The organism is Microbacterium aureliae (assembly GCF_054780155.1).
The window spans coordinates 154,975-175,255 of the sequence record NZ_BAAGWW010000002.1 but is presented as its reverse complement, the minus strand read 5'-3'; the positions used below and the strand labels follow the sequence as shown (position 1 = coordinate 175,255).

The window sequence follows — 20,281 nt, the reverse complement described above, 5'->3', positions numbered from 1 at the left end:
CACATGTGCGGAATCGTCGGGATGGTGGGGCGCGGCTCCGTCAACCAGGAGATCTACGACTCCCTGCTGCTGCTGCAGCATCGCGGCCAGGACTCGACCGGCATGGCCACGGCCGAGCCGAGCGGGGTCTTCCACGTCCACAAGGCGAAGGGGCAGGTCCGCGAGGCCTTCCGCACCCGCGACATGCGGGCCCTGCTGGGCAACCTCGGCCTCGGTCACGTCCGGTACGCGACCAAGGGCACGGCGTCCAGCGAAGAAGAGGCGCAGCCGTTCTACGTCAACGCGCCGTACGGCATCGTGCTGGTGCACAACGGCAACCTCACCAACACGCGTGAGCTGACCGAAGAGCTCTTCACGAAGGACCGCCGGCACCTGAACACCAGCTCCGACACCGAGCTGCTGGTGAACGTGCTCGCCAACGAGCTGCAGACCGTCATCTCGGGCCCCCAGCTGGACCCCGACCAGATCTTCGACGCCGTCACCCGCGTGCACGAGCGCGTCGAGGGGTCGTATGCGGCGATCGCCCTGATCGCCGGCTACGGTCTGCTGGCCTTCCGCGATCCATTCGGCATCCGCCCGCTCATCCTCGGCACGCGCCGCAACGACGACGGCAGCTACGAGTGGGTCGTCACGAGCGAGTCGCTGGTGCTCGAGAACGGCGAGTTCGAGGTCGTCCGCGACGTCGACCCGGGCGAGGCGGTGTTCGTCGACCTCGACGGCAACCTGCACACCCGGCAGTGCGCGACCGATCCGAAGCTCGTGCCGTGCGCGTTCGAGTACGTCTACCTCGCCCGCCCGGACTCGATCATGAACGGCATCTCGGTCTACGAGGCGCGGCTGCGGATGGGCGAGCGCCTGGCCGACACCATCGCGAAGTACACACCCAAGGGCACGATCGACGTCGTGATGCCCATCCCGGACTCCTCGCGGCCCGCGGCCATGCAGGTCGCGCGCAAGCTGGGCATCGAGTACCGCGAGGGCTTCTACAAGAACCGCTACGTCGGCCGGACGTTCATCATGCCCGGTCAGGCGATCCGCAAGAAGAGCGTGCGCCAGAAGCTCAACGCGATGTCGAGCGAGTTCAAGGGCAAGAACGTGCTGCTGATCGACGACTCGATCGTCCGTGGCACGACCTCGAAAGAGATCATCCAGATGGCGCGGGATGCCGGGGCGAAGAGCGTCACGTTCGCGTCGGCGGCTCCGCCCGTGAGGTACCCGCACGTGTACGGCATCAACATGCCCTCGCGGCACGAACTCGTCGCCCACGGCCGGACGATCCCCGAGATCGCCGAGGAGCTCGGCGCCGACTACATGGTCTACCAGGAGGTCGAGGACCTGAAGGCCGCGATCCTCGAGGGTTCGGACGTGACGGACCTCGACATGAGCTGCTTCGACGGCCGGTATGTCACCGGCACCGTCACCGAGGAGTACCTCGCGTGGGTCGAGGGCTCGCAGGAGAGCTGAGCGCCCTGCAGCGCTAGAGTGAGGCCGGAGTGCCGGGAAGCCTGGTCGGCGATGTCATCGACGACGGGAGGCTTCTTGCGAGTCCTGATCACCACGTTCGGCACGCGAGGCGATGTCGACCCGTACGCCGCCCTCGCCCATCGTCCCGTTCCTGGCGCGGGATCTTCCGCCGCGCCTTAACCAGCTGACGTACGAGTTCAACCGCTTCACGGCGGTCGCCTACGGCGGGGCTGCCATCCGGCAGGAGGACGGCACCGGCGAGGCCGTCCGCGTCCTCGAGCGAATCGGGGCTGGCGTCACAGCCCCTCGTGGAACTCCTCGATGAGGCTGTCGACGACGGCGGTCATCGCGCCGTTCTGATCGGACCCGGCGGCCTCGGCGCCGGCAGCGACCGCGCGCTGACGGGTCGCAGACGTGCCGGCGCTCGCGATGGCCACCACCCGCTCCACCTCGTCGCGGCAGCCGAGAGCCTCGGAGTCCTCGGCGACGAGCTCCACCAGCTCCTCCATCAGCTGCGGGAACGGCGTGATCGTGCTCGCGCCGAAGTCGATGAGGCCCTCGGCGACGCCGTAGCGCTGCGCACGCCAGCGGTTCTCGCCGATGAGGAAGCGGTCGTACACCCGCCATCGCTGGTTCTGCGCGCGCAGTCGCCACAGCATCCGCATGAGCGACTGCGTGACGGCCGCGAAGCTGACCGCGTCCTCGAGGCGGGGTGAGACGTCCATGATGCGCGTCTCAAGCGTGGGGTAGGAGTGCGAGGGGCGGATGTCCCACCAGATCTTCGACGAGTCCTCGATGATGCCGAGGTCGGTCAGCACCGCCACCGACCGCTCGTACTCCGCCCAGCTGACGTACTCCGGCGGCAGGCCCGTGCGCGGCAGGTTGTCGAACACCGAGATGCGGTACGACGCAAGGCCCGTGTCCTCGCCCTGCCAGAACGGCGACGAGGTCGACAGAGCGAGCAGGTGCGGCAGGAAATACGTCATCTGCGGCATGAGGTCGGCGCGCAGCGCGTTGTCACCGAGCCCCACGTGCACGTGGTTCCCGCAGATCAGCAGGCGCCGGGCCACGCCGGCGAGGTCGCGCTCGAGCCCGTGATAGCGCTCCTTGTCGGTGTGGTGGGCCTGCTTCCAGTCCGCGAACGGGTGGCACGCCGCCGCGATCGGCGAGAGCCCGTGGCGGGCGGCGTGCTCCGAGACCGCCGCGCGCAGCCGGCGCAGCTCGTCGCGGGCCTCGCTGGCGCCCGCGCACACGCGCGTGCCGATCTCGACCTGGCATTGCTTGTACTCCGGGCTGACCTGCTGCTGCAGCTCGACGCGCAGACCGTCGAGGAACCCCTCCGGCGCGACCGCGAGAGCCCGGGACTCGCGGTCGACGAGCAGGTACTCCTCTTCGATCCCGATGGTGAAGGCGGGTCGGTCCATGGGGCTCCCTCCGGCGCTCTGCCTCCATCGTGGCCGACGCGCGGGGTGTGCGGACCCAGGCACGCGGGGCCGGATTCCCAGCCGTCTCGCGATACATCGTGTTAGTTTCGCGACCATGAGCACCGCACCCGAGCCCGGCCCGGGGCACCTCGAATCGGTCATCCGGGCCGAGATCGTCGAGGCCGAGCGTCCTGATCGACCCATCATGCGGATGCTGCGCCGCGTGCGGCAGTGGATCTCGCGGTACCCGCGGCTCGAGGGGCTCTACCGCGCCGCCGTCGGCGTGACCGGCGGCTTCCTCACCGTCGCCGGCCTCATCCTCGTTCCGCTGCCGGGGCCGGGCTGGCTCGTCGTCTTCCTCGGCCTCGCGGTCCTCGGGACCGAGTTCGGCTGGGCGCGGCGGATCGCCTCGTGGCTCAAGCGCACGCTCGACCGGTTCTGGACCTGGTGGCGCGCCCGGCGCGCACGAAAGGCCGCCGCGAATGCGGCGGCCCGATGACGGAGAGTTCGGCGGGTCAGGCCCGCTCTAGCTCATCCTCGTCTTCGTCTTCGTACTGATCTGCCCACTTGTCGACCAGCGCGTCGTCACCCGTCGGGTGTCCGAGTTCGCGCTCGAGCGCCGCGTAGTTCACGCTGTACGTGTCGTACTTCAGTTCGCGGGCGATCTTGGTGTGCTTCGCCTTCTGACGGCCACGCCCCATGCGAGACCCCCTCTTTTCACCAGTCGCGGGCTGCGTGCGGGGGAATTCCGCTTCTGACAACCCGGGCAATCACATAATCCGGCTGCGCCGGGAAGAGTAGCATTCACAATACCACGGTGCTTCGGCGCCCCGCGGGGAAGCCGGGCCAAGGCACGACGACGAAGGGGCGAGCGCACATGGCGGATGAGGCATACGGAGTCGACCGGGTGGTCGACAGCGACGCAGCCACGCACGGGGCGGTGATCGCGGGGATCATTCCCGGCCAGTCACCGCGCGTGCTGAAGGAAGCGGCCCGCTATGCCTCGCTGCTCAAGGCGCCGTTGCTCGTCGTGCACGTCGACGTCACCCGCTTCGTCACCTATGAGGACCCCGACGGCTACGTCCACTCCGCGCCCATCGACATCGACATCTCGGCCGGCGAGACCGATCTGGTCGAAGTCCGGCGCGCGGCGGCGGCGGTCCTCGAGGGCCACCCGCTCGAATGGAGCGTGCAGCAGCTGGTCGGCGACCCGGCGCTGGCCATGAAGCACCTCGCCGAGAAGATCGACGCCAAGCTGCTCGTCGTCGGCACGCGCAAGCGGGGGATCGGCGAGTCGATCCGCGAGTTCTTCACCGGCTCGGTCGCCGCGCGGCTCGCGCATCGCCAGGGCCGGCCCATCCTCGTCGTCCCCCTGGGCGAGCCCGTGGCGGACGACGAGGACATCTGGCCGGCCTGATCAGCGTCCGATCCCGCGCGTGAGGTCGGCCGCGATGCGGTCGAGCTCGCTCACCAGATCGTCGATGGTGGATGCCGCGACGTCACCGCCGCGCGCGACGTGCGTGCGAAGGGTGGTGCGCACCCGCGCGCGGAAATCGTTGACCGCCTGATCGGCGCGATGCAGCTGCTCGCGGCTGCGCACGCGCGGGTCGTCGCCCGCACTCTCGCGCGGGGGCGCCACGGTCTCTTCGCGGCTGGCGGCGGCGAGGTCGGCGCGCAGGCTGCGCATCGCCTCACGCACGCTGCCGCGGACCTCGTCCGCGATCAGGCGCACCGAGTCGGCCAGACCCGCCTGGATGTCCTCGAGCTCACCGGCCCGGGCGGCGACCTCGGCGCGGCCGGCATCCGTGATCTCGTAGACGGTCTTGCGCCCGTCGACGGTCTTGGTGACCAGCCCCTCCTCCTCGAGCTTCGCGAGGCGGGGGTACACCGTGCCGGCGCTCGGAGTGTACGTGCCCCCCGTGCGGTCGGACAGCGCCTGGATGATGTCGTAGCCGTGGCGCGGCGCCTCGTCGAGCAGATTCAGCAGGTACAGGCGCAGGTCGCCGTGTGAGAAGACGGGGGGAGTCATCAGGACACCCCGCCCTCGGCGCTGCGCCGCAGCACGGTCACGTCGCCGGACACCGAGTGCAGGCGCACGTCGGCGAAGGTGCCGCTGAGCTCACCGACCGAGCCGGTCCAGCTGGTCGGGCCCGAGCCCGACCTCACCACGCCGTCGATCTGGACCCGGCCGCTCACCGACCGCGTCACGTAGTTGGCGGCGAGGCCCTCGTCGAGCCTGACTGTCGTGGCGCCGCTGACGGTGTTCACGCCGACGGACTCGATCGGACCGGTGGAGTCGACCATCACCGATCCCGACACGGTGTCGACCGTCGCCTTGCGCAGTCGACCGGTGGCCGCGACGTCGCCCGACACGCTGTTCGCGCTCAGGCCGCCGTTCTGCTCGCGCACCTGCACGTCGCCCGACACCGCGTTGGCCACGAGGTCGCCGACGAGCCCGTCGACGATGATGTCGCCGGACACGGTGTTCACGCGGGCGTCGGTGCGCAGGCCCGAGACCAGCGCGCTCGCCGAGACGACGCCGAGATTCAGCGCGACCTCGCGGGGGACAGCGACGCTGATCTCGGCCTTGGGGCCGCCCGAGCCGAAGTTGCGGAACACCTCGAGGAAGTTGTCCCAGCGCAGCTGCGGGTGATCGATCTCGACCACGTCGCCGGACACCTCTATCCGCAGATCCTTCGTGGTCACGCCGTGGACCTCGATGCGGGCGCCCGGTTCGTCGTGGGCCACGACGTCGATCTGGCCGCCGACGAGCCCGACCTTGAGCTTGCGGACGGCTTCCAGGTCGATCACGCGGGTCTCACCCGGGTGGATGATCCATTTCTCGAGGGTCATTGCGTCTCCTGACGTCGAAGATGGGAATCGCGATATATCGTGACTGCGGCAGGGTAACACGATATATCGCGATTCACCAGGGTCCTACCGCCATTCCCTTGACCTTGACGTCGCGTCAACCTCTACCGTGAGAGCACCGCGTGACGCGGCATCCGATCGGAGAGGAACGCGCGTGGACTGGTCCATTCAGCAGGTCGCCCGGCTCGCCGGCACCACGAGCCGGACGCTGCGTCACTACGACGACATCGGACTGCTGCCACCCTCCCGTGTGGGACATCAGGGCTACCGGTACTACGACCGCGCCGCGCTGGTCCGCCTGCAGCGGATCCTGCTCCTTCGCGAGCTCGGTCTCGGGCTGCCGCAGATCGCCGGTGTGCTCGATCGTGAAAGCGATGAGCCGCGGGCGCTCGAGACGCACCTGTCGTGGCTGCGCGAGGAGCGGACCCGCCTGGAGCGGCAGATCAGCGCCGTCGAGGAGACCCTCGCGGCGCTTCGGAGAGGAGAGGAACCCATGCCCGAGACCATGTTCGACGGCTTCGACCACACGGCGTACAAGGAGGAGGTGGAGCAGCGCTGGGGCGAAGCCGCATACGCCGCCGGTGACCGCTGGTGGCGCGGGATGAGGGAGGACGAGCGCCGGGCGTGGAAGCAGCGTTCGGCAGATCTCGGTGCCGCCTGGATCGAGCTGGCCGAGCGCGGTGTCGACCCCGCCGGCGAAGCCGCGCTGGCCGTCGCGGCGCGGCACGTCGACTGGCTGCGCTCGATCCCCGGGACTCCGGCTGCCTCGGGCGATGCCGCCGCGCTCGCGGCCTACGTCCGCGGGTTGGCCGAGATGTACGTCGCCGATCCCCGGTTCGCCGTCCACTACGCCACGCGTGCCGGCGGTACGCGGGGGGCGGAGTTCGTGCGCGACGCGCTCACGGCCTACGCCGACACGCACCTCTAGCGTTCCGCAGCGCGACGTCGCAGACGGATGCCGTGACGAAGGCGCCGGCCCGCGGCATCCGTCATGCCGTCGTGGCTACGGGATCCTCTGCCGGTATCGCGCGTGACCCCGCCCAGCGAGGGCCGAGGTCGAGCACGCCCGTTCGCGCGGCTTCCAGCGCGGCGGAGACCGCACCGATGCAGACGACGTCGACACCGAGCGTCGAGGAGACGAGTTCGGGGGCGGGCAGGTCGAGCTCGCGCGGCAGCGATGCTCGCGCGGCACGGACGATGTCGGCGGCATCCTCCGACGTCATCCCCGACAGCACGACGCGGCGGGGATCGAAGAGGCTGCCGAACACGCCTGTGATGATGCCGAGCGCTCGTCCCGCCCGCGCGACCAAGAGGTGTGCGCGCGGGTCGCCTCGGCGGGCGTCGGCGAGCACGGCTCGGCCCTCGGACGCGCTCGTCGACGGTGAGGTCGCGTCACCGAGCGAAGCCTCGCCCCCGGGCACGGATTCCGCGCGCACCCACTGCCCGATGCGCACGAGGAGGCCGCCGGCGTCGTCGACGCCGCTGACGTGATCGAAGGCGACCATCTCGGCCACGCCCCCGTGCGCGCCGCGCAGCAGGTTTCCGTCGACCACGGCTCCCGCACCCAGGAACTCGCCGCTGAGGATCGTGACGTAATCGCTCACGCCCGCAGCCGCACCGACGGAGCCCTCGGCCACCGCGGCGAGCGACGCGTCGTTCGACACGCGGACGAGGGGAACCCACGCCCCGAAGAGCTCGGCGAGGTCGGGGTTCATACGCCGCCAGAAACCGTTGCGGTGGGGCGGTGAGGCGCCCGTCGCATCCACCGGCGCGGGCACGCCCGCACACAGTGCCAGGACGTCCGCCCGCGGGCGTCCCGCCGCGCGAAGGGCATCGTCGACCGCCGACGTGGCCGCCGCCCTCCGCTCCTCGGGCGAGTCGTGATCGAGATCGGTGACGGCGTGCTCGATGGCCAGCATCCGTCCGCGCAGATCGGCGACAGCCGTCGTGATATGGTCCGGCCCGACATCGGTGCCGACCACGACGGCCGCGTCGGCGCGAAGCTCGAAGCGGCGTGCCGGCCGCCCCTTCTGGTAGTCGCCGACGGCTCGGGCATTGGGCAGCTCGGTGAGCAGGCCCGTCCTGACGAGCTCTTCGACGACGTCGATCGTCGTCGAGCGCGTGAGGCCCACTGCCGACATCGCGTCGCTCGCGGTGAAGACACCCGCATCCCACGCGTACGTGAGCACGCCCTGAAGGCTCGCGCGCCGCACGGCAGCCGCCGGTGAGATCGGGATCGTCACGGGTATTGACCTTTCACTCGTCACCATGGATTATGGACCACATCAACTTGATTCGGGCAGTAAATCTACTCAACGAACCAAAGGCTCGTCGTCGTCGACGGCCCTGGAGAGGACAGCAACGTGGCTGATGAATTCCGACGGAGGAGAGGACGGGTCTCGAGCGCCCTGGCCCTCGGCGTGCTCGGGACTCTGGTCGGCACCCTGCTCGCGGGGTGCTCCGCGGATGGACGAGAGACGATCCGCTTCACGTTCAGCAAGCGTGAGGCGCTCGAGTTCATGAACGAACTCGTCGCAGACTACAACGCGTCCCAGGACGCCGTCCGTGTCGAGATGGACACGTCCGGAGTGGACGTCGTGTCGGCGAGCTTCGTGCGGGGCAACCCGCCCGACATCATGCTCGCCAACTACAACTTCGAGGTGGCCAGGTTCGTGCAGCGGTGCGCGCTGAGCGACCTCTCGGGCACGGCGGCCGCTGCCACCGTCCGCGAGGACCTGCAGCCACTGATGGACCAGTACGGCAGCTGCGAGGGGCGCACCAGCGCCCTCCCGTACTCGGTCATGGCGGCATCCGTCATCTACAACAAGCAGATCTTCGAAGAGAACGACCTCGCCGTCCCCCAGACCTGGAGCGAGCTGCTCGAGGTCTGCGACGCGCTGCAGGCCGCGGGGATCTCGCCCTTCTACGCCACCTTCAAGGACGACTGGACGGTCGGACAGGGGTGGTACGACTACTCGGTCGGCGGATCGCTCGACGTCCTGGAGTTCTTCGATCAGATGAACGCCGCAGGCACCGCTGTCGGTCCGGACTCGGCCGTATCCTTCGAGAAGGACTTCGCCGAACCGGTCGACAAGATGACCCAGCTCGCCGCGGAATACGTCAACGACGACGCGCCGAGTCGCGGATACGGCGACGGCAACCTCGCCTTCGGCAACGGCGAGGCGGCGATGTACCTGCAGGGGCCGTGGGCGTTCGGCGAGATCGCCAAGACCGCGCCGGATCTCGAGCTGGGGACCTTCCCGCTCCCGCTCACCGATGACCCCGAGGACCTGAAGGTCCGCGTGAACATGGACCTGGCGGCGATGATCCCGGACGGATCGCGGCACAAGGAGGCCGCTCGGGACTTCCTCGAGTACCTCTACCTGCCCGAGAACATCGAGGCCTACAACGAGGCCCAGCTCGGCTTCGCCCCCACCACCGATGCGCCCGCCCCGGACGACCCCCGCATCGAGGGGATGATCGAGTACTACCAGGACGGTCGCATCTACCAGGGCCCGTCCGTGCTCGTGCCGCGGACGATGCCGATCCACAACTACGCGCAGGCGATGGTGCTCGGGTCCGACCCGTCCCGCGTGCTGCGCACCATGGACGCGGACTGGGCGCGCATCGCCTTCCGCGCGCCGATCGTCGCGAGCCAGACAGAGGAGTCCACGCAATGAGCGCGACCACCACCATCGTCACCTCGGGCAACAGCAGGGCGCGGCGCAGCACGCGACGCGTCGAGCCGATCTACTACCTCTTCCTGCTGCCGAGCCTGGTGCTGTTCACCCTGGCCATCACGGTTCCGGGCGTGATCGGGATCTTCTTCAGCTTCACCGACTCCATCGGGATCGGGGAGTGGAGCTTCAACGGGCTCACGAACTACATTGCGCTGTTCAGCGACCCGGCCATCCTGCAGAGCTACCTCTTCACGTTCGGGTTCGCGGTGGCCACCGTCATCGTCGTCAACGTGCTGGCCTTCCTCCTCGCAGTCGGGCTGACCGCACGCATTCGCTTCAAGACCGGGCTGCGGGCGATCTTCGTGATCCCCATGGTGATCTCGGGCATCATCATCGCCTACGTCTTCAACTTCCTGTTCTCCAACTCCGTGCCCACGGCGGCGGGGGCGCTCGGCATTCCCTTCCTGCAGACGAGCCTCCTGGCCAATCCCGATCTCGCGTGGATCGCGATCGTGATCGTCACGGCCTGGCAGGCCATCCCCGGGACGCTGCTGATCTACATCGCGGGCCTGCTCTCGATCCCCGGCGACGTCTACGAAGCGGCGGACCTGGACGGCGCATCGAAGTCCCAGCAACTGCTTCGCATCACCCTGCCGCTGGTCGCGGGGTACGTCGTCATCAACGTCATCCTCGGGTTCAAGGGCTTCCTGAACGCCTACGACATCATCGTCGGTCTCACCAACGGCGGACCCGGCACCGCGACGCGCAGCATCGCGATGACGATCATCGCCGGCTTCAACGGCGGCGACTACGCCTACCAGATGGCCAACGCCACCATCTTCTTCATCGTGGCCGTGCTCATCTCGGTCCTGCAGCTCTCGCTCACGCGCGGAAGGAACCAGTTCTGATGACCACCACCCAGCCGGCCCTCGCCTTCGAGCAGGCCGATGTCTCCGTCGGTCTGCAGAAGACGCGACCCGCCCCGCGCACCAAGCTTACGGAGCGGGTGAACTGGTCGACGACGATCATCCTGATGCTGTGCGCCGTCACGGTGCTTCTCCCGCTGTACGTCACGCTCTCGATGGCGTTCAAGACGACGGGGCAGGCGGTCGACGGCAACGCCTTCTCGCTGCCGGCGCCGTTCAGCATCGACGGGTTCGTCCAGGCCTGGACGCTCACGAAGTTCCCGGTCGGTGCCGCGATCTCGCTGTTCGTGACCGCCGGCACCGTGATCGCCACGATCGTGCTGGCAGCGTTCGCGTCCTACGCGATCGTGCGCAACTGGGACCGCCGCCTGTTCCGGTACTCGTTCTTCTACCTGCTCGCGGCGATGTTCATCCCGTTCCCGGTCGTCGCGCTGCCGCAGATCCAGCTCACCGGACGCGTGGGGCTGGACAACCCGCTCGGCGTCGTGATCCTGGCGACGATGTTCCAGCTGAGCTTCAGCGTCCTGCTGTTCACCGCGTTCCTGCGCTCGATCCCGCTCGAACTCGAAGAGAGCGCGCGCATCGACGGGGCCTCGACGTGGCAGACGTTCTGGCGCATCATCTTCCCGCTGCTCGCGCCGATGAGCGCCACGGTCGGCATCTTCGCGTTCCTCTACGCCTGGAACGACTTCATGATGCCGTCGCTCATCATCTCGGACCCGGCACTGCAGACTCTCCCGGTGCGGCAGAACCTGTTCCAGTCGCAGTTCAGCAACAACTACAACGTGGCCTTCGCCTCGTATCTCATGGCCATGGCCCCCGCGATCATCGTCTACCTCTTCACCCAGCGATGGGTCATGGAGGGCGTGACGCAGGGCGCCGTCAAGGGCTGACCGGCCCCGCCTACCCGAACCCCACCTCGGAATCCACCACACCCGAATCGAACCGAAAGGACACCCCCACGTGACCACCGTCACCGGATCCCACCCCGTCCGCCACGACTCCGACGAGATGCTGCCCCCGTGGTGGCGGCAGGCGGCGGTCTACCAGATCTACCCGCGCAGCTTCGCCGACGGCGACGGCGACGGCATCGGCGATCTGCCCGGCGCCGTCGACCGGGTGCCCTACCTGGCCGAGCTCGGCATCGACGCGGTGTGGCTGAGTCCCTTCTATCCCTCGGAGCTCGCCGACGGCGGCTACGACGTCGCCGACTACCGCGACGTCGACCCGCGACTGGGCACGCTCGAGGACTTCGACCGGCTGGTCGCGGCCCTGCACGAGCGCGGCATCCGCGTGGTGGTCGACATCGTGCCGAACCACACGTCGGACCAGCACGCGTGGTTCCAGGAGGCCCTCGCCGCCGGGCGCGGCTCGGCGGCGCGCGAGCGCTACATCTTCCGCGACGGCACCGGCCCCGACGGCTCCGAGCCGCCGACGGACTGGGAGAGCATCTTCGGCGGGCCGGCGTGGGAGCGCGTGGCGGACGGGCAGTGGTACCTGCACAACTTCGCCGTCGAGCAGCCGGACCTCAACTGGGCCAACCCCGAGGTGCGCGCCGACTTCGTCACGACCCTGCGGTTCTGGTCGGACCGCGGCGTGGACGGCTTCCGCATCGATGTCGCGCACATGCTCACCAAGGACATGACCGAGCCGCTGCTGTCCAAGGCCGAGCTCGAGGCGCTGCCGCGCGACGGCAAGCACCCGATGGTCGACCGCGACGACGTCCACGAGGTGTACGCCGAGTGGCGCCAGGTGTTCGACGAGTACGACCCGCCGCGCACGGCGGTGGCCGAGGCGTGGGTCGACCGCGCGCGGGTTCCGCTGTACGCCAGCGCCGACAGCCTCGGCCAGGCGTTCAACTTCGACCTGCTGCAGGCCGACTTCGACGCCCGCCAGTTCCACACGATCGTCGACGACAACCTCGCTTTGGCTGCGACGTCGGGGTCGTCGACGACGTGGGTGCTGTCCAACCACGACGTCGTGCGTCACGCCACTCGGTACGGCCTGCCCGACGCGGAGCGGGATGCCGACGGCCACCCGACCCTCAAGCACGGCAACGAGTGGCTGCTCTCGGGCGGTGCGGAGCCGGTGCTCGACCGCGAGCGCGGGCTCCGCCGGGCCAGGGCCGCAGCGCTGTTCCTGCTGGGCCTGCCGGGTTCGGCCTACCTCTACCAGGGCGAGGAGCTCGGTCTTCACGAGGTCGCCGAGATCCCGGACGGCGCGCGTCAGGACCCGACGTTCTTCCGCAGCCCCGGCGAGGACATCGGGCGTGACGGATGCCGGGTGCCGCTGCCGTGGACGGCTTCGGGCTCGTCGTTCGGCTTCGGCGCCGACGGCGCGCACCTGCCGCAGCCGGCGTGGTTCGGCGACAGCGCGGTCGACGTGCAGGACGGCGACCCGTCCTCGACGCTGTCGATGTATCGCCGCGCCCTCGAGCTGCGCCACCGGCTGCAGACCGAGGAGCGCCTGGAGTGGATCGAGACCGGAGACCCGCACGTGCTGCGATTCCGCCGGCCGAACGGGTGGGAGATCGTGACGAACTTCGGCGCCGAGCCGTACGCGCTGGACCGCCCCGGTGACGTCGTCCTGTCGAGCGGACCCGGCGTCGGCGATGTGCTGCCGGGCGAGACGTCGGTGTGGCTGTCCCGCGACTGACGGCGCGAAAAGGCGGATGCCGCGATCCCCGTGGGGGTCGCGGCATCCGTCGTCGTGGGACCGATGCGGCGGGTCGTCAGGGGCGTCGGCCGCCGCTGATGACCCGGAACAGGAGCACGATCAGGGCGATGACTCCGACGATCAGGGCGACCCACAGCAGCCAGCTGAGGGCTTCGCCGAGTCCGCCGACGATCGCCAGGATGATCGCGACGACGATGATGATGATGAGGGCGAGGTTCATGCGAGTGTCTCCTTCGCTAGCCGGGCTCGTGGGTCTACGAATCCGGATGCCTCGTGGGCATGACACCACGCTGGCACCGCCTGGACGCGCGCCGTAGGGGGTTGACGAGCGCCGATTCACGATGCTATCCAGCGTTTTCCCAGGTGGCGTAGTCGCCCCGCCGGGGGGTGTCAACCCCCGCATCCAGGCGCGGGCCGCCGTCATAGCCTGCGGAGATGACCCAGCCCACGATCACGGACCCCACACGCAAGCACCCGTCCGACGGCTTCCCCGCGCAGGAGCAGGAGCAGCCGGGCCTCACCGATCAGACGCGACCAACGCCGGATCACGGTGAGCGCACCTATCAGGGCTCGCTGCGGCTCAGCGGTCGTCGTGCGCTGATCACGGGTGGGGACTCCGGCATCGGCCGGGCGGTGGCGATCGCCTTCGCCCGCGAGGGGGCGGACGTGGCGATCTCGCACCTGCCCGAGGAGCAGGACGATGCCGACGACACCCTGCGGTGGGTCACCGAGGCGGGTGTGAAGGGACTCGACCTGCCGGGCGACGTGCGCGACGAGCAGTACTGCGCCGACATCGTCGAGCGGACGGTGACAGAGTTCGGCGGGCTGGACGTGCTCGTCCTCAACGCCGCGTATCAGAAGGACCGGGACGGGGTCGAGACGCTCGTCACCGAGGAGTTCGACCGCGTGTTCCGCACCAATCTGTATGCGCCGATCTTCACGGCCCGCGCGGCCGTGCCCCACTTGTCGCCCGGGGCGTCGATCATCGTGACCACGTCGATCCAGGCGTTCGACCCGTCGCCCGGTCTGCTCGACTATGCCATGACCAAGGCCGCGCAGGTCGCGTTCGTCAAGGCGCTCGCCCAGGACCTGGGGCCGCGCGGCATCCGGGTCAACGGCGTCGCCCCGGGACCCATCTGGACACCGCTCATCCCCGCGACAGGGTGGGATGCCGACAAGCTGGCGTCGTTCGGACAGGACACCCCGCTCGGGCGCGCAGGTCAGCCGGCGGAGCTCGCCGGGGCCTACGTCTATCTCGCGGCCGAGAGCGGCTCCTATACCTCCGGCGCGATCCTGCCGGTCACCGGCGGACGCGGACTGTGACGCCCGCGAGGGCCTGGAAGAGAGGCGGTGCGCCATGCCCCGAGGACGCGGTGGATCGAGCCTGAAGGATCCCGAGCTGTACGAGGAGCTCCGCAAGGACGGAGCATCGAAAGAGAAGGCGGCGCGCATCTCGAACGCCGCGGCCGCCCAGGGGCGCAGCGCGGTGGGGCGCCGCGGGGGCGAGGCCGAGAACTACGAGGACCGCACCGTTGCGGAGCTGCGTGAGCGCGCGAAGGAGCTCGGGATCTCGGGCTACTCCGGCAAGCGCAAATCCGAGCTGATCGATATGCTCCGTAACCGGTGATCCGGGACTGGGGGAGGGGCGCATGCCCAGACTGAAACGCGTGCGCCCGGGGGTGGATGCCGGGTTCCGGCGTGTCCGAGCCGGGAGCGGCTTCCGCTACCTCGACGCCCGCGGGAAGCCGATCGCCGAGCGCCACGTCGAGCGCATCCGCGCGCTCGTGCTGCCCCCGGCATGGGAGGACGTCTGGATCTGCGCGGACGCCGACGGCCACATCCAGGCGGTGGGCACCGATGAGGCCGGGCGGCGCCAGTACCGGTATCACGACGCCTGGAGCGAGGGCCGCGACCGCGGCAAGTACGCCCGTGCCCTGTCGCTGGCCGAAGCCCTGCCCCGTGCCCGCGCGCGCGTGACCACGTCGCTGCGGCGCGGCGACCTCGACCGCGAGCGCGTCCTGGCGGTCGCCTTCCGGCTGCTCGATCAGGCCGCGCCGCGCATCGGATCCGAGCGCTACTTCGCCGCGCACGGCAGCCGCGGCCTGACGACCCTGCAGCGCCGCGACGCCTCGATCGAGGCGTCCACCGTCACCCTCTCGTTCCCGGGCAAGAGCGGCAAGCGCCAGCTGCTCTCGGTCGACGACGGCGAGCTCGCCGTCGTCGTCGAGCTGCTCGCGGCCGGCCGCCCGCGCTCGCCGCTGCTGGCCTGGCAGCGCGGTCGGCGCCGCGTGCCGCTCGCGCCCGCCGACGTCAACGCCTACGTCCGCTCGCTCACCGGCGGCGCCTTCACCGCGAAGGACTTCCGCACCCTGCGCGGCACGATCCTCGCCGCCGAGGCGCTGGCGCGGATCGGCACCGTCGACACGAAGTCCGACCTCAAGCGCGCCGAGGCCCTGGCCGTCCGCGCGACCGCCGAGGCGCTCGGCAACACTCCCGCGGTCGCCCGCGGCTCGTACATCGATCCTCGGGTCTTCGCCCGCTACCGCGACGGCCACCTGCTCGACCTGTCGATCTCGCCGGAGTCCGCCATCCGCGCGCTCCTGCGCCGGGGGCGCTGACCGCGCGGCGTACGGTAGGCCTATGCCGCAGCCCGTCGACCCGCGTACCCTCGCGCTGGTCGTCGCCGGCGGCGCGGCAGGAGTCGCCGCCCGTGCCGTGCTGCTCGCGCCGGTCACCGACGCGCACGCCGTGCCGTGGGCGACGCTCGGTGTCAACGTGGCGGGATCCCTGCTGCTCGGCGTCGTCGTCGGCTGGCTCGCCGACCGGCATCCCCGGCTTCGCGCGCTGCTGGGCACCGGCATGCTCGGCGGATTCACCACCTACAGCGCGTTCGCGGTCGAGACCGTCCTGTGGCTGCGGGAGCCGTGGCTGGCCGCGGCCCTGGTGGCGGCATCCGTGCTGGCAGGCGTGACCGCCGCCGCGGCGGGCCTGTGGATCGGCCGTCGCCTCGCCGACGTCCCCGGAGAGGTCGAGCCCCTCGAGGACGCCGCATGACGCCGGGACTGCTCGTCCTCATCGCCGTCGCCGGCGGGGCGGGGGCGGGGCTGCGCTACGTGGTGGACCGCCTCGCCGCACGGCCGGGCGGGGACTTCCCCCGCGGCATCCTGATCGTGAACATCAGCGGCTCGCTCGCCCTCGGCCTGCTCGCCGGCCTGGGCACCGGGGTCCTGCCGCCTGACCTGTCCGCCGTCCTCGGGGCGGGACTCCTCGGGGGCTACACCACCTTCAGCACCCTGGCGGTCGACACCGTGCTGCTCGCGCAGCGGCATCGGCGACGGGATGCCGTGCGGAACCTCGTCGCCACGCTCGCGCTCGCCGCGCTCGCGGCCGGCGTGGGCCTCGCTCTCGGGCGGCTGCTGGCCGGCGCCGCGGTCTGACCCGCGTGGAATACTGAATCCCGATACATCTTCGTATCCGAAATCGCCCTCCCCCTTCGAAGGCACCAGTGTCGAAACTCGCCGTCCTCAGCCTGAAGAACCGGGCCCTCATCGCGCTCATCACGATCGTCGCCGCGATCTTCGGCGGGCTGGCGCTGAACGGGCTCAAGCAGGAGCTCATCCCCTCGATCGAGTTCCCCCAGCTCATCGTCGTCTCGAGCTACCCGGGCGCCTCGCCCGAGGTGGTCAACAACGACGTCTCGACGCCGATCGAGGCGGCGATCCAGGCGGTTCCGGGGCTCGAGGGGACGACGGCCACCAGTACGACGAACGCGTCGGTCATCCAGGCGTCGTTCACCTACGGCACCGACCTCGCCACCGCTGAGCAGAAGATCACCCAGGCGATCAACCGCATCTCGGATCAGCTCCCCGACAGCGTCGACCCGAATGTGATCTCGGCGAGCATCGACGACTTCCCGGTGATCCAGCTCGCGGTCACCGGGTACGAGGACGCCGAGACGGTGCAGGCCCGCCTCGACTCGACCGTCGTTCCTGGCCTCGAGGACGTCGACGGCGTCAACGCCGCCGAGATCGTCGGCGGCGTCGGCCAGCGCATCACGATCACCCCCGACGACGACGCGCTCGCCGACGCCGGCTACACCCGGCAGGACATCCGCGACACCCTCGACGAGAACGGCGTGCTGTTCCCCGGTGGCGAGATCACCGAGGACGATCAGACCCTCACGGTGCAGACCGGCGCGAAGGTCACCTCGGTCGACGAGGTCGGCGCCCTGCCGCTGGTCCCCTCGGACGCGGAGCAGTTCGCCGCCGGCGCGACCGTCCTCTCGGACGTCGCGGCCGTGGAGCAGCAGCCCGATCCGACGACGACGATCTCGCGCGTGAACGGCGAACCCGCCCTCACCATCGCGGTCACCAAGCTCCCCGCCGCCAACACCGTCGACGTCTCGCACGGCGTGCGCGACGCGCTGCCCGACCTCGAGGACGCCCTCGACGGCGCGACCTTCACCGCCGTCTTCGACCAGGCCCCGTACATCGAGAAGTCCATCGAGACGCTCGCCGTCGAGGGCATGCTGGGCCTGGTCTTCGCGGTGCTCGTGATCCTGGTGTTCCTGCTGTCCGTGCGCTCCACCCTCGTCACGGCGATCTCGATCCCCACGAGCGTGCTCATCACCTTCATCGGCATCCAGGCCTTCGGGTACTCGCTGAACATCCTGACCCTCGGGGCGCTGACGATCTCGATCGGTCGCGTCGTGGACGACTCGATCGTCGTCATCGAGAACATCAAGCGCCACTACGTCCAGGGCGCCGACAAGCTGCGGGCGATCACCCACGCCGTCCGCGAGGTCGCCACGGCCATCACGTCGTCGACGATCACGACGGTCGCCGTGTTCCTTCCCATCGCGTTCGTCGGCGACATCACCGGCGAGCTGTTCCGCCCGTTCGCCCTGACGGTGACGATCGCGATGTCGGCGTCGCTGCTGGTGGCCCTCACGATCGTCCCGGTGCTGGCGTACTGGTTCCTGCGCCCGGGCAAGCCGGTCCGCGATGCGCAGGGCGAGCCGGTCGACCCCGAGTCCCCGGCCGCCCCTCCCTCGCGGCTGCAGCGCGGCTATCTGCCGATCCTGCGCTGGACGCTGCGTCACTCGTGGGTCACGCTGCTGCTGGCCGTCCTGGTGCTGGGCGGCACCGCGGCGGCGGCGCCGTTCATGAAGACCAACTTCCTGGGCGACTCGGGCCAGAACACCTTCACGATGACGCAGGAGATCGGCGCGGCTCCGAGCCTCGAGGCCGAGAGCGTCGCCGCGGAGCAGGTCGAGGAGGTCCTCCTCGGACTCGACGGGATCGACACCGTCCAGGTCTCGATCGGCTCCAGCGGCTCCGCGCTGCGGGACGCCTTCGCCGGCGGCAGTTCGGGCATCACCTACTCCATCACCACCGACGACGGCGTGGACCAGGTCGCCCTGCGCGAGCATGTTCAGGATGCCGTGGCCGACCTCGAGGGCGCGGGCGATTTCGTCGTCTCGGCGGCGGGCGGCGGGTTCGGCTCCGGCGACATCGAGGTGGACGTCACCGCTCCCGATTCCGCCACGCTGCGCGACGCGGCCGACACCGTCGTCGGCGTCCTCGCGGATGCCGAGGGCGTCGGCCAGGTCACCAGCAACCTGGCCGCCTCGCTGCCGTACATCGCCGTCGAGGTGGACCGGGAGCGCGCCGCGGAGCTCGGCCTGTCCGAGGTGGCGGTCGGCGGTCTGGTGTCGGCGGCGATGCGGCCGCAGCAGATCGGGACCGTCGAGATCGACGACACCGCCCTGACCGTCTATCTCGCGGCGGACGCCGCTCCGGGCTCGCTCGCGGATCTGCGCGACCTGAGCATCCCGACGGCCACCGGTCCGGTGCCGCTCGAGGACGTCGCGGCGGTGGAAGAGAGCGAGGGCCCGGTCTCGATCACGACCCAGCGCGGCCAGCGCACCGCCACCGTCACGGTCACCCCGTCGACCGACGACCTCAGCGCCGCCAGCGCCTCGGTCGCCCGGGCGCTGCAGGACGTCGAGCTCCCGGCATCCGCCGATGCCGAGCTCGGGGGAGTGGTGTCCCAGCAGCAGGATGCCTTCTCGCAGCTGGGCCTGGCACTGCTGGCCGCGATCCTCATCGTCTACGTCGTGATGGTCGCGACCTTCAAGTCGCTCCGCCAGCCACTGCTGCTGCTCATCTCGGTGCCGTTCGCGGCGACCGGCGCGATCCTGCTGCAGATCATCACCGGCGTGCCGCTCGGGGTGGCGTCGCTGATCGGCGTGCTCATGCTGATCGGCATCGTCGTGACGAACGCCATCGTGCTCGTCGACCTCGTGAACCAGTACCGCGAGAAGGGACTGTCGGCGCACGAGGCGACCCTCGCCGGCGGTGCGCGGCGACTGCGCCCCATCCTCATGACCGCGCTGGCCACCATCTTCGCCCTCACCCCGATGGCGCTGGGCATCACCGGCAGCGGCGGGTTCATCTCGCAGCCCCTCGCGATCGTCGTGATCGGCGGACTGGTCTCGTCGACGGTGCTCACCCTGCTGGTGCTGCCCACGCTGTACAACCTCGTCGAAGGCGCCGCCGAACGTCGCGGTGCGCGGCGCGCCGGGATCGCGGAGGAACGCCGTCCGGAACCCGAGCCCGCCGCGGCGCCGGTCGTCGAGACGCGCCGCGAGCGCCGCCTGCGCGAAGCCGCGGCCGCCGCCGCAGCGCAGGGGACGGTCCCGGAGTCCGAGCCTGCCCCTAGGGTGGGGGAAGACGGTGGGCAGGAGTTCCCGATGATCGAAGAAGAACCAGACGTGGAAGTTCCCTCGACCACGCCCGCGCCGCCGTCAGCGGCAGAGGCGGCTCACCCCGAGGATCTGCCCGACGAGGTCGGCCGTGTCGTCGCGGAGCCCATCGAAGGACCCGTCATCGAAGAGGCACCCGATGTCGAGGTTCCCGGCTCCGCCCCGGCGCCGGATGCCGTCCGAAGCGGCGGGGATGTCGAGGGAGCGCGCGAGAACGGTGACACGCACGCGGACGACTCGCCGGGCGAGCCGACCGCGGATGCGGAGCCCGCGGCGGACGAGTCCGAGGCGGCTGAGTCCGGGGCGGCTGGGTCGCACGAGGCCGAGGCGGAGCAGCAGTCCGACCGCTGATCCCCGCCGTCCGGCGGCGCGGGGCCGTGTGCCGCGCGACACCGAGGACGTCGTCGGTGCCGTCGGTGCGCTCCGTGCGCACGCCGGCCGCCGCCGCGGCCTTCGCGCTGAGCCGAAGGGCCT

Annotated in this window: 20 protein-coding genes; 14 read left to right on the top strand and 6 right to left on the bottom strand. The window is 70.2% G+C overall.

Features of this window, described 5'->3' with window-relative positions:
- The first annotated feature begins 3 nt into the window (after window positions 1-3).
- Window positions 4-1,464 (top strand): amidophosphoribosyltransferase, encoded by a 1,461-nt coding sequence (purF, locus tag ACYVF4_RS06790; protein WP_460721066.1) that lies wholly within the window; start codon window positions 4-6, stop codon window positions 1,462-1,464.
- Window positions 1,465-1,760: 296 nt separating this feature from the next.
- Here purF and ACYVF4_RS06785 read toward each other — a convergent pair whose 3' ends face one another.
- Window positions 1,761-2,888, bottom strand: coding sequence for a carboxylate-amine ligase (locus ACYVF4_RS06785; RefSeq protein WP_460721064.1), 1,128 nt, complete (start codon window positions 2,886-2,888; stop codon window positions 1,761-1,763).
- 115 nt (window positions 2,889-3,003) lie between these two features.
- Here ACYVF4_RS06785 and ACYVF4_RS06780 point away from each other — a divergent pair, with 115 nt between their 5' ends.
- A complete protein-coding gene (locus ACYVF4_RS06780) occupies window positions 3,004-3,387 on the top strand; it encodes a TIGR02611 family protein (RefSeq protein ID WP_460721062.1) in 384 nt (127 codons plus the stop codon).
- A 16-nt stretch (window positions 3,388-3,403) separates the two neighbouring features.
- On the opposite strand, the gene ACYVF4_RS06775 is transcribed toward ACYVF4_RS06780, so the two are convergent.
- The gene (locus tag ACYVF4_RS06775) at window positions 3,404-3,589 is read right to left on the bottom strand and encodes a DUF3073 family protein (RefSeq protein ID WP_460721060.1); all 186 of its coding nucleotides are present in this window, start codon (window positions 3,587-3,589) and stop codon (window positions 3,404-3,406) included.
- Between the two features lie 176 nt (window positions 3,590-3,765).
- Here ACYVF4_RS06775 and ACYVF4_RS06770 point away from each other — a divergent pair, with 176 nt between their 5' ends.
- A complete protein-coding gene (locus ACYVF4_RS06770) occupies window positions 3,766-4,305 on the top strand; it encodes a universal stress protein (RefSeq protein WP_460721058.1) in 540 nt (179 codons plus the stop codon).
- Here the strand turns inward: ACYVF4_RS06770 and ACYVF4_RS06765 are convergent, their stop codons facing one another.
- Together ACYVF4_RS06765 and ACYVF4_RS06760 are read right to left on the bottom strand one after the other, a co-directional pair.
- A complete protein-coding gene (locus ACYVF4_RS06765) occupies window positions 4,306-4,917 on the bottom strand; it encodes a PadR family transcriptional regulator (protein WP_460721056.1) in 612 nt (203 codons plus the stop codon).
- A complete protein-coding gene (locus ACYVF4_RS06760) occupies window positions 4,917-5,741 on the bottom strand; it encodes a DUF4097 family beta strand repeat-containing protein (protein ID WP_460721054.1) in 825 nt (274 codons plus the stop codon). Before ACYVF4_RS06760 ends, ACYVF4_RS06765 begins: the two co-directional genes overlap by 1 nt.
- A gap of 172 nt (window positions 5,742-5,913) precedes the next feature.
- On the opposite strand from ACYVF4_RS06760, the gene ACYVF4_RS06755 reads away from it, so the two are divergent.
- Window positions 5,914-6,687 carry a MerR family transcriptional regulator gene (locus tag ACYVF4_RS06755; RefSeq protein ID WP_460721052.1) on the top strand — a complete coding sequence of 258 codons (774 nt, stop codon included), beginning with the start codon at window positions 5,914-5,916 and terminating at the stop codon, window positions 6,685-6,687.
- Between the two features lie 61 nt (window positions 6,688-6,748).
- Here ACYVF4_RS06755 and ACYVF4_RS06750 read toward each other — a convergent pair whose 3' ends face one another.
- Complete coding sequence (locus ACYVF4_RS06750) at window positions 6,749-8,002, bottom strand: ROK family protein (RefSeq protein ID WP_460721050.1); 1,254 nt, start codon at window positions 8,000-8,002, stop codon at window positions 6,749-6,751.
- A gap of 120 nt (window positions 8,003-8,122) precedes the next feature.
- Between ACYVF4_RS06750 and ACYVF4_RS06745 the strand changes: the two genes are divergently transcribed.
- The 4 genes from ACYVF4_RS06745 (at window position 8,123) to ACYVF4_RS06730 (ending at window position 13,020) form a co-directional block, all read left to right on the top strand.
- Window positions 8,123-9,439 carry an ABC transporter substrate-binding protein gene (locus ACYVF4_RS06745; protein ID WP_460721048.1) on the top strand — a complete coding sequence of 439 codons (1,317 nt, stop codon included), beginning with the start codon at window positions 8,123-8,125 and terminating at the stop codon, window positions 9,437-9,439.
- Entirely contained in the window at window positions 9,436-10,347 is a 912-nt protein-coding gene (locus tag ACYVF4_RS06740) for a carbohydrate ABC transporter permease (protein ID WP_460721046.1), read from the top strand. Before ACYVF4_RS06745 ends, ACYVF4_RS06740 begins: the two co-directional genes overlap by 4 nt.
- The gene (locus tag ACYVF4_RS06735) at window positions 10,347-11,258 is read left to right on the top strand and encodes a carbohydrate ABC transporter permease (RefSeq protein WP_460721044.1); all 912 of its coding nucleotides are present in this window, start codon (window positions 10,347-10,349) and stop codon (window positions 11,256-11,258) included. Before ACYVF4_RS06740 ends, ACYVF4_RS06735 begins: the two co-directional genes overlap by 1 nt.
- A gap of 118 nt (window positions 11,259-11,376) precedes the next feature.
- Entirely contained in the window at window positions 11,377-13,020 is a 1,644-nt protein-coding gene (locus tag ACYVF4_RS06730) for a glycoside hydrolase family 13 protein (RefSeq protein WP_460723068.1), read from the top strand.
- A 76-nt stretch (window positions 13,021-13,096) separates the two neighbouring features.
- On the opposite strand, the gene ACYVF4_RS06725 is transcribed toward ACYVF4_RS06730, so the two are convergent.
- Window positions 13,097-13,261: a hypothetical protein gene (locus ACYVF4_RS06725; RefSeq protein WP_251455363.1), complete on the bottom strand. Its 165-nt coding sequence runs from the start codon at window positions 13,259-13,261 to the stop codon at window positions 13,097-13,099.
- A gap of 215 nt (window positions 13,262-13,476) precedes the next feature.
- Here ACYVF4_RS06725 and ACYVF4_RS06720 point away from each other — a divergent pair, with 215 nt between their 5' ends.
- From ACYVF4_RS06720 to ACYVF4_RS06695, 6 genes are all read left to right on the top strand, one after another.
- Window positions 13,477-14,364, top strand: a complete 888-nt coding sequence (locus ACYVF4_RS06720; protein ID WP_460721042.1) for an SDR family oxidoreductase — start codon at window positions 13,477-13,479, stop codon at window positions 14,362-14,364.
- Window positions 14,365-14,398: 34 nt separating this feature from the next.
- A complete protein-coding gene (locus tag ACYVF4_RS06715; RefSeq protein WP_460721040.1) occupies window positions 14,399-14,668 on the top strand; it encodes a DUF7218 family protein in 270 nt (89 codons plus the stop codon).
- 22 nt (window positions 14,669-14,690) lie between these two features.
- Window positions 14,691-15,659, top strand: a complete 969-nt coding sequence (locus ACYVF4_RS06710; RefSeq protein ID WP_460721038.1) for a DNA topoisomerase IB — start codon at window positions 14,691-14,693, stop codon at window positions 15,657-15,659.
- Window positions 15,660-15,681: 22 nt separating this feature from the next.
- On the top strand, window positions 15,682-16,095 hold the full coding sequence (locus ACYVF4_RS06705; RefSeq protein WP_460721036.1) for a fluoride efflux transporter FluC: 414 nt from the start codon (window positions 15,682-15,684) through the stop codon (window positions 16,093-16,095).
- Window positions 16,092-16,478 (top strand): fluoride efflux transporter FluC, encoded by a 387-nt coding sequence (locus ACYVF4_RS06700; protein WP_460721035.1) that lies wholly within the window; start codon window positions 16,092-16,094, stop codon window positions 16,476-16,478. The genes ACYVF4_RS06705 and ACYVF4_RS06700 overlap by 4 nt, the downstream gene beginning before the upstream one ends.
- 68 nt (window positions 16,479-16,546) lie before the next feature.
- Window positions 16,547-20,158 (top strand): efflux RND transporter permease subunit, encoded by a 3,612-nt coding sequence (locus tag ACYVF4_RS06695; RefSeq protein WP_460721033.1) that lies wholly within the window; start codon window positions 16,547-16,549, stop codon window positions 20,156-20,158.
- Window positions 20,159-20,281 lie beyond the last annotated feature (123 nt).

What these genes read in the sequence shown, in the direction of transcription:
- purF (WP_460721066.1), top strand. Translation starts at nt 4, where the DNA reads ATGTGCGGAATCGTCGGGATGGTGGGGCGCGGCTCCGTCAACCAGGAG.
- ACYVF4_RS06785 (WP_460721064.1), bottom strand. Translation starts at nt 2,888, where the DNA reads ATGGACCGACCCGCCTTCACCATCGGGATCGAAGAGGAGTACCTGCTC.
- ACYVF4_RS06780 (WP_460721062.1), top strand. Translation starts at nt 3,004, where the DNA reads ATGAGCACCGCACCCGAGCCCGGCCCGGGGCACCTCGAATCGGTCATC.
- ACYVF4_RS06775 (WP_460721060.1), bottom strand. Translation starts at nt 3,589, where the DNA reads ATGGGGCGTGGCCGTCAGAAGGCGAAGCACACCAAGATCGCCCGCGAA.
- ACYVF4_RS06770 (WP_460721058.1), top strand. Translation starts at nt 3,766, where the DNA reads ATGGCGGATGAGGCATACGGAGTCGACCGGGTGGTCGACAGCGACGCA.
- ACYVF4_RS06765 (WP_460721056.1), bottom strand. Translation starts at nt 4,917, where the DNA reads ATGACTCCCCCCGTCTTCTCACACGGCGACCTGCGCCTGTACCTGCTG.
- ACYVF4_RS06760 (WP_460721054.1), bottom strand. Translation starts at nt 5,741, where the DNA reads ATGACCCTCGAGAAATGGATCATCCACCCGGGTGAGACCCGCGTGATC.
- ACYVF4_RS06740 (WP_460721046.1), top strand. Translation starts at nt 9,436, where the DNA reads ATGAGCGCGACCACCACCATCGTCACCTCGGGCAACAGCAGGGCGCGG.
- ACYVF4_RS06735 (WP_460721044.1), top strand. Translation starts at nt 10,347, where the DNA reads ATGACCACCACCCAGCCGGCCCTCGCCTTCGAGCAGGCCGATGTCTCC.
- ACYVF4_RS06730 (WP_460723068.1), top strand. Translation starts at nt 11,377, where the DNA reads ATGCTGCCCCCGTGGTGGCGGCAGGCGGCGGTCTACCAGATCTACCCG.
- ACYVF4_RS06725 (WP_251455363.1), bottom strand. Translation starts at nt 13,261, where the DNA reads ATGAACCTCGCCCTCATCATCATCATCGTCGTCGCGATCATCCTGGCG.
- ACYVF4_RS06720 (WP_460721042.1), top strand. Translation starts at nt 13,477, where the DNA reads ATGACCCAGCCCACGATCACGGACCCCACACGCAAGCACCCGTCCGAC.
- ACYVF4_RS06715 (WP_460721040.1), top strand. Translation starts at nt 14,399, where the DNA reads ATGCCCCGAGGACGCGGTGGATCGAGCCTGAAGGATCCCGAGCTGTAC.
- ACYVF4_RS06710 (WP_460721038.1), top strand. Translation starts at nt 14,691, where the DNA reads ATGCCCAGACTGAAACGCGTGCGCCCGGGGGTGGATGCCGGGTTCCGG.
- ACYVF4_RS06705 (WP_460721036.1), top strand. Translation starts at nt 15,682, where the DNA reads ATGCCGCAGCCCGTCGACCCGCGTACCCTCGCGCTGGTCGTCGCCGGC.
- ACYVF4_RS06700 (WP_460721035.1), top strand. Translation starts at nt 16,092, where the DNA reads ATGACGCCGGGACTGCTCGTCCTCATCGCCGTCGCCGGCGGGGCGGGG.